Below are 5,377 nucleotides of genomic sequence, written 5' to 3'. Positions count from 1 at the left end.
CCGCGTAGCTCGTCGTGGCACGCGCGCATCAGGCGCAGGCTCGCCAGTGGTCCGCTGCGAAAGCCGCGCTCGAACTCCTCGTCGTCCACCTCGAGCAGTTTGCCCAGCGGCACCGTCTGCGCGTTGTTGACCAGTATGTCTATGGCCGAGTACTCGGCCAGGGTGGTGGCCACCACCCGTTCGATGTCGGCGGGCTCGAGAACGTCGGCCTCAACAGCCACCGCCGTTCCGCCGCGCTCCTGTATCTGGTCAACGGTGACGGCCAGCTTACCCAGCGTGCGCCCGGCCACCACGACCCGGGCTCCCTCGTCGCCCAGGGCGAGCGCGATGCCGCGGCCCACGCCCTGGCCAGCGCCGGTTACGATTGCGGTCTTGCCGTCTAAAAATCCCATTGCCGCTGAACAAACCACGTCGCCCCGGCCGATGAAAGGCCCGCGACGCTGCGCCGCCAGCGCCGCCCGGTCAGCTCCCGGTAATCAGTGATCCGTGGTCGGTGAGCTCGCCGCGCACCCGTTCAAAGCAACGCTCGTAAAGGTAGAACGGTATGGTGGGGTAGAGGTGGTGCACGAGGTGAAAGTTCTGCCACAAAAGAAGGTACTTCAGGCCGGGGAACAAGGTTACGCGCGTGGCCAGGTAGCGGTTGCGCTCCAGGTGTGGCCGGTGCGGCAGGTAGTCAAAACAAACAGCCAGGGTCATCCATGCCAGCGACGTCGGTAGCAGGCCGAGCAGCAGCACCTCGCTGAGATAGCCCGCGAGCGAAGCCGCGACGATCACGGCCAGCAGGCCGCCGTACCAGGCCGTGCCCAGCAATTTGCGCCGCCGTATTACATCGGGGCCCACCACATCGTCGGAGAGGAAGGCGCGCAGGTAGCCACTCACCAGGGTAAGCGACCGCAGCAGGATAGCCGCGCCGGTGACGCCGGGCTCAAAGTAGTCGGGGTCGCGTTCGGGGTTGTTGGTGTTGGCGTGGTGCTTGAGATGCGCCACCTTGAACAGGGCGTGGCATTCGCCCAGGGGGATGCCGGCCAGCCAGCCGCACAACTCGTTGAGCCAGCCCAGTCCGGGCTGCCGCGCCGAAATGTTGCCGTGCGTGGCCTCGTGGTAGGGCGTGAACGAAGCGTAGGCCAGTACGGCATTGAATAACACGCCCATCCACAAGGGGATGGCACCCGACAGCGCGGCTGCCCAGCTGAGCGTGTAAAGCGCCAGCACAGAAAAACACATGACAACCGTGGGCCAGGCCAGCGGCAGCATGTAGTCGAGCGAGGCGTGCCTTGCCTGGTCGTTCATACTGCAGCGATGCTGGCCCGGTGTCCCGGCCGTGGCAAACGCCGCCCGCGTGCCTGGTAAACGTGGGCGCTCCTCTTGGTCGCGCCGGCATGGCATAAGCTCTCAACGCAGCAGCCGGCCCAGGTCGGCCAGCCGCAAGGAGCGCAAAAGCATAATGATAGACCTCTACACCTCGCCCACGCCCAACGGTTACAAGGCCAGCATTGCGCTCGAAGAAATGGAGCTGCCTTACGAGGTGCACGCCATCGACCTGATGTCGGGCGAGCAGAAACAGCCCGACTTCCTGGCCATCTGCCCCAACGGCCGCATACCCGCTATTGTTGACCGCGACGAAGGCGACTTAGCGGTCTTCGAGTCGGGTGCGATCATGATCTACCTGGCCGAGAAGAGCGGTCGCTTTTTACCCACCGACACCCGCGGTCGCTCGCTGGTAATACAGTGGCTCATGTTCCAGATGGGCGGCATTGGCCCGATGATGGGACAAGCCAACGTTTTCTACCGCTACTTTCCCGAGAAGTTGCAGCCCGCTATCGACCGTTACCAGAACGAGAGCCGTCGGTTGTTCGAGGTGCTCGACGGTCAGCTCGCGCGCAGCGAGTACCTTGCTGGCGACTACTCCATTGCCGACATGGCCAACTGGGCCTGGGTGCGCACGCACAACTGGTCGGGTGTATCCACCGACGGCCTGGACAACCTGTCGCGTTGGATGACCGCCATAGGTGAGCGCCCCGGGGCGCGGGCGGGCGTTACGGTGCCCGTGGATATAAGCGAGATCATGAAGGGCGGCAAAGACGCCGACAAGGCGGCCGAGGAATTCTCGAAGCGCGCCGGCTCTATGCTGCAGAGATAGCGCCGCGGTAGCAGCCGCCCGGCGCCAGTGGGCCAGTGTGATTGGAACCTGCCGCCTTTCGCAGTAAGTACAGCGCATGAGCGACCACCCGGTATTGAGACCCACCCGACTGGCCGCGCTGGAACTGCGCAACCGGGTCGTAAAGACCGCCACCTTTGAGGGTATGACCCCCGGCGGTATTCCCTCTGATGATCTTATAGAGTACCACCGGCGCCTGGCCGAGGGCGGCGTGGCGCTCACCACGGTGGCCTACTGCGCGGTGGCAGCCGACGGTCGCACCTTCTCGCAGCAGATGTACATGCGCGCCGAGGTGCAGCCGCAGCTGACCCGCCTGGCCGACGCCGTGCACGCCGAGGGCGGCGCGGTGTCCATACAGCTGGGCCACTGCGGTGGCTTTTCAAAGAACCTGCAGATGTGGCCGCGTCGTCCCAAGGGGCCGTCGCCTTCCGTAAACCAGTACGGCGCGTTGTCGGGCATGCCGTTGGCCGGTTCGATGAGCCTGGCTCTCATCGAGCGCACGACGGCCGATTTCGCCGCCGCCGCCGCCCGCGCTCGCGACACGGGCATCGATGCGGTCGAGCTGCACCTGGGCCACGGCTACCTGCTGAGCCAGTTCCTGAGCCCGCTGTCCAATCGTCGCCGCGATCATTACGGCGGCTCGCTTGAGAACCGCCTGCGCTTTCCCCTCGAGGTCGTACGCGCGGTGCGCGAGCAAGTGGGCCGCGACTACCCGGTCATCTGCAAGGTCAACCTCGAAGACGGCGCCCGCGGTGGCCTCGAAATAGAAGAGGCCGTCGAGGTGGCGCGTGCGCTCGAGCGCGAAGGCGTCGATGCACTGGTGCTAAGTGGCGGCTTCGTGGCTCGCAACGGATTCTACATGCTCAGGGGCGATGCGCCGATCGCCAGTATGGTCGAGGTCGAGAAAAACCCGTTGCAGAAAATCACCCTGCGCTGGATGGGCGAGCGGGTGATACGAGCGCTGCCGTTCACGGAGATGTTTTTCCTTGAAGGGTCGCGGCGGGTACGAGAGGCCGTGCAAATGCCGCTTATGCTCATGGGCGGCATCGTTTCGTCGGCCAACATGCAGCAGGCCATGGACGAGGGCTTCGATTTAGTAGCCGTGGGTCGGGCGCTCATCGCCGATCCCGATTTCGTGCGCCGGGTTGAGCGTGGTGAGGCTCCGGTGTCAGACTGCAACCACTGCAACGAGTGCGTGGCCGAGATGGACCGTGGGGGAATAAGGTGCGTGTTGCGCGACTGACGGTGGCGCGGCGATGTCCGCGTGTGGCGCTGGTGGCGTTTGTTGTCGTGGGCCTGTCGGTGGCCTCGTGTTCGCTGATCCAGCGCGACCAGCGGGCAGCCGTGGCTGACCGGGTTCCCGTGCAATCGGCGGACCCCTGGTACGCGGCTGGCCGCGCGGCTGTGGATCGGGCCGACGGCCTGCGTGCCGACAAGCGGCAAGCGCGATCGCTGGTGCTGTTCGTGGGCGACGGCATGGGCATGACCACGGTAACGGCGGCTCGCATACTGGCTGGCCAGCGCCTGGGCCTGGCCGGTGAAGAACACAGGCTTGCGTGGGAAGACTTTCCCCACGTGGCGCTGACCAAGACTTACAACACCAACCAGCAGGTGCCCGACTCGGGGGGCACGGCCACTGCCTTGCTCAGCGGGGTGAAAACCATGGCGCGGGTCATCGGCGTGGACTCGGGGGTGGTGCGTGGAGACTGCGCCTCGCAGGCCGGGCACGAAACAGCGAGCCTGTTCGACCTCGCCGAGGCAGCCGGCATGGCTACCGGCGTGGTTACCACCACGCGACTTACCCACGCGACCCCGGCCGCGGCCTACGCGCACTCCGTGGAGCGTTACTGGGAAGTCGACTCGCGCATGCCCGAAGAGGCCCTCGACACCGGCTGCGTGGACGTGGCTCGGCAGCTGGTAGCGTTTGGGGCTGGCGACGGCCTGGATGTGGCCCTGGGCGGAGGCAGGCGTAATTTTCTCAGCGATGACGGCAAGGGCGCTGGCACAGCTGCTTGTCGAGCCGCGCTCGATGGTGGCGCTGAGGGCAAGGCGGGAAGCTGCCGAGGCAAGCGCGAAGACGGCCGCGATCTTGTAGCCGCGTGGGTGGACGGCGGCGACGGCAGGCGCGCGGTCTTTACCGCCGACGGTCTGCGCACGGCCGGCAACGGGCCGGGCCTGCTGGGGCTGTTTGCCGACTCGCACCTGCCTTACGTTGTTGACCAACGGCACGCCGGGATAGACCTCGCCGCCGCGGCCGACCCGGCTGACAAAGAAGCAGCCGTACCGTCGCTCGCGCTCATGACCGTGCGTGCCCTCGATGTGCTCACCCAGTCAGACGCGGGCTTCGTGCTGCTGGTCGAAGGCGGACGCATAGACCACGGCCACCACAGGGGGCAGGCCGGTCGCGCTCTCGAAGAGACGCTCGAATTCGATCGTGCGGTGCGCGCCGCGCTCGAGCGCGTTGACGATCGCACGCTGGTCGTAGTGACGGCCGATCACGACCACGGCCTTGCGTTCTCAGGCCTGGCCACGCGCGGTAACCCGATACTGGGCCCGGTGGTCATCAATGATCTCGATGGCTCTTCCCGCGAGCAGGCCGACATGGCCGCCGACGGTCGCGCCTATACCGCCTTGACCTACGCCGGCGGCAAGGGAGCGATCGTTGAGGGAGGCGAGGGAGTGTGTCGCGCCGACCCAGGCGACTCCGACCCAGGCGACGCTGGCTCCGGGGATGCGGGCGAGGATTGCCGGGCGCCGGGCACGCGGCCCGACCTGCTCCAGCAGGATTGGGCCTCGGGTGACTACCGGCAGCAGGCGTTGGTGCCCATGATGGACCTGCCCTACGACGGCGAGCGCTACGTTATGGAGATGCACGGCGGGGCCGACATCGCCGCCTGGGCAAGAGGCCCGGGTGCGTGGCGGCTGCAGGGCACGGTGGAGCAGAACGTGGTCTTCCACGTCATGGCCCGCGCCCTCGGCCTGGCCGACTGAAGGCCCGTGGCTCGGCGTTGCCTGCGGCGGCAAGCTGCGCTAGGTTGCCACGCTGGCCGTCGCGTTCGACCCCACGGGGTAGGTTCGGCGGTTGTCTACCAACCAACCGCACGCGCCCGTAGCTCAGCTGGATAGAGCACCAGACTACGAATCTGGGGGTCGCAAGTTCGAATCTTGCCGGGCGCACTCTGTTCCCCCTTCTTATCGTCGCAAATATACCCATTCGGG

At 66.3% G+C, this 5,377-nt stretch carries 5 protein-coding genes and 1 tRNA gene; 4 read left to right on the top strand and 2 right to left on the bottom strand.

Translation table 11 applies throughout. The features are described from left to right. The coding region (locus EYQ35_03075; GenBank protein ID HIF63122.1) for an SDR family NAD(P)-dependent oxidoreductase at positions 1 to 392 on the bottom strand (392 nt) is incomplete at its 3' end. A gap of 70 nt (positions 393 to 462) precedes the next feature. Further along, the gene (locus tag EYQ35_03070; protein ID HIF63121.1) at positions 463 to 1,386 is read right to left on the bottom strand and encodes a hypothetical protein; all 924 of its coding nucleotides are present in this window, start codon (positions 1,384 to 1,386) and stop codon (positions 463 to 465) included. A gap of 58 nt (positions 1,387 to 1,444) precedes the next feature. Between EYQ35_03070 and EYQ35_03065 the strand changes: the two genes are divergently transcribed. The 4 genes from EYQ35_03065 (at position 1,445) to EYQ35_03050 (ending at position 5,335) form a co-directional block, all read left to right on the top strand. Beyond that, positions 1,445 to 2,140 (top strand): glutathione S-transferase, encoded by a 696-nt coding sequence (locus EYQ35_03065; GenBank protein HIF63120.1) that lies wholly within the window; start codon positions 1,445 to 1,447, stop codon positions 2,138 to 2,140. 76 nt (positions 2,141 to 2,216) lie between these two features. Further along, positions 2,217 to 3,401 carry an NADH:flavin oxidoreductase gene (locus EYQ35_03060; GenBank protein ID HIF63119.1) on the top strand — a complete coding sequence of 395 codons (1,185 nt, stop codon included), beginning with the start codon at positions 2,217 to 2,219 and terminating at the stop codon, positions 3,399 to 3,401. Between the two features lie 32 nt (positions 3,402 to 3,433). Then, positions 3,434 to 5,149, top strand: a complete 1,716-nt coding sequence (locus tag EYQ35_03055; protein ID HIF63118.1) for an alkaline phosphatase — start codon at positions 3,434 to 3,436, stop codon at positions 5,147 to 5,149. A 112-nt stretch (positions 5,150 to 5,261) separates the two neighbouring features. Then, a tRNA-Arg gene (locus EYQ35_03050) sits at positions 5,262 to 5,335 on the top strand. Positions 5,336 to 5,377 lie beyond the last annotated feature (42 nt).

This window comes from Candidatus Binatota bacterium (assembly GCA_012960245.1).
In the GTDB taxonomy this organism is placed as follows: Bacteria; Desulfobacterota; Binatia; order UBA1149; family UBA1149; genus UBA1149.
The sequence above is the reverse complement of the archived record's forward strand: the minus strand, read 5'-3'. Positions and strand labels throughout refer to the sequence as shown.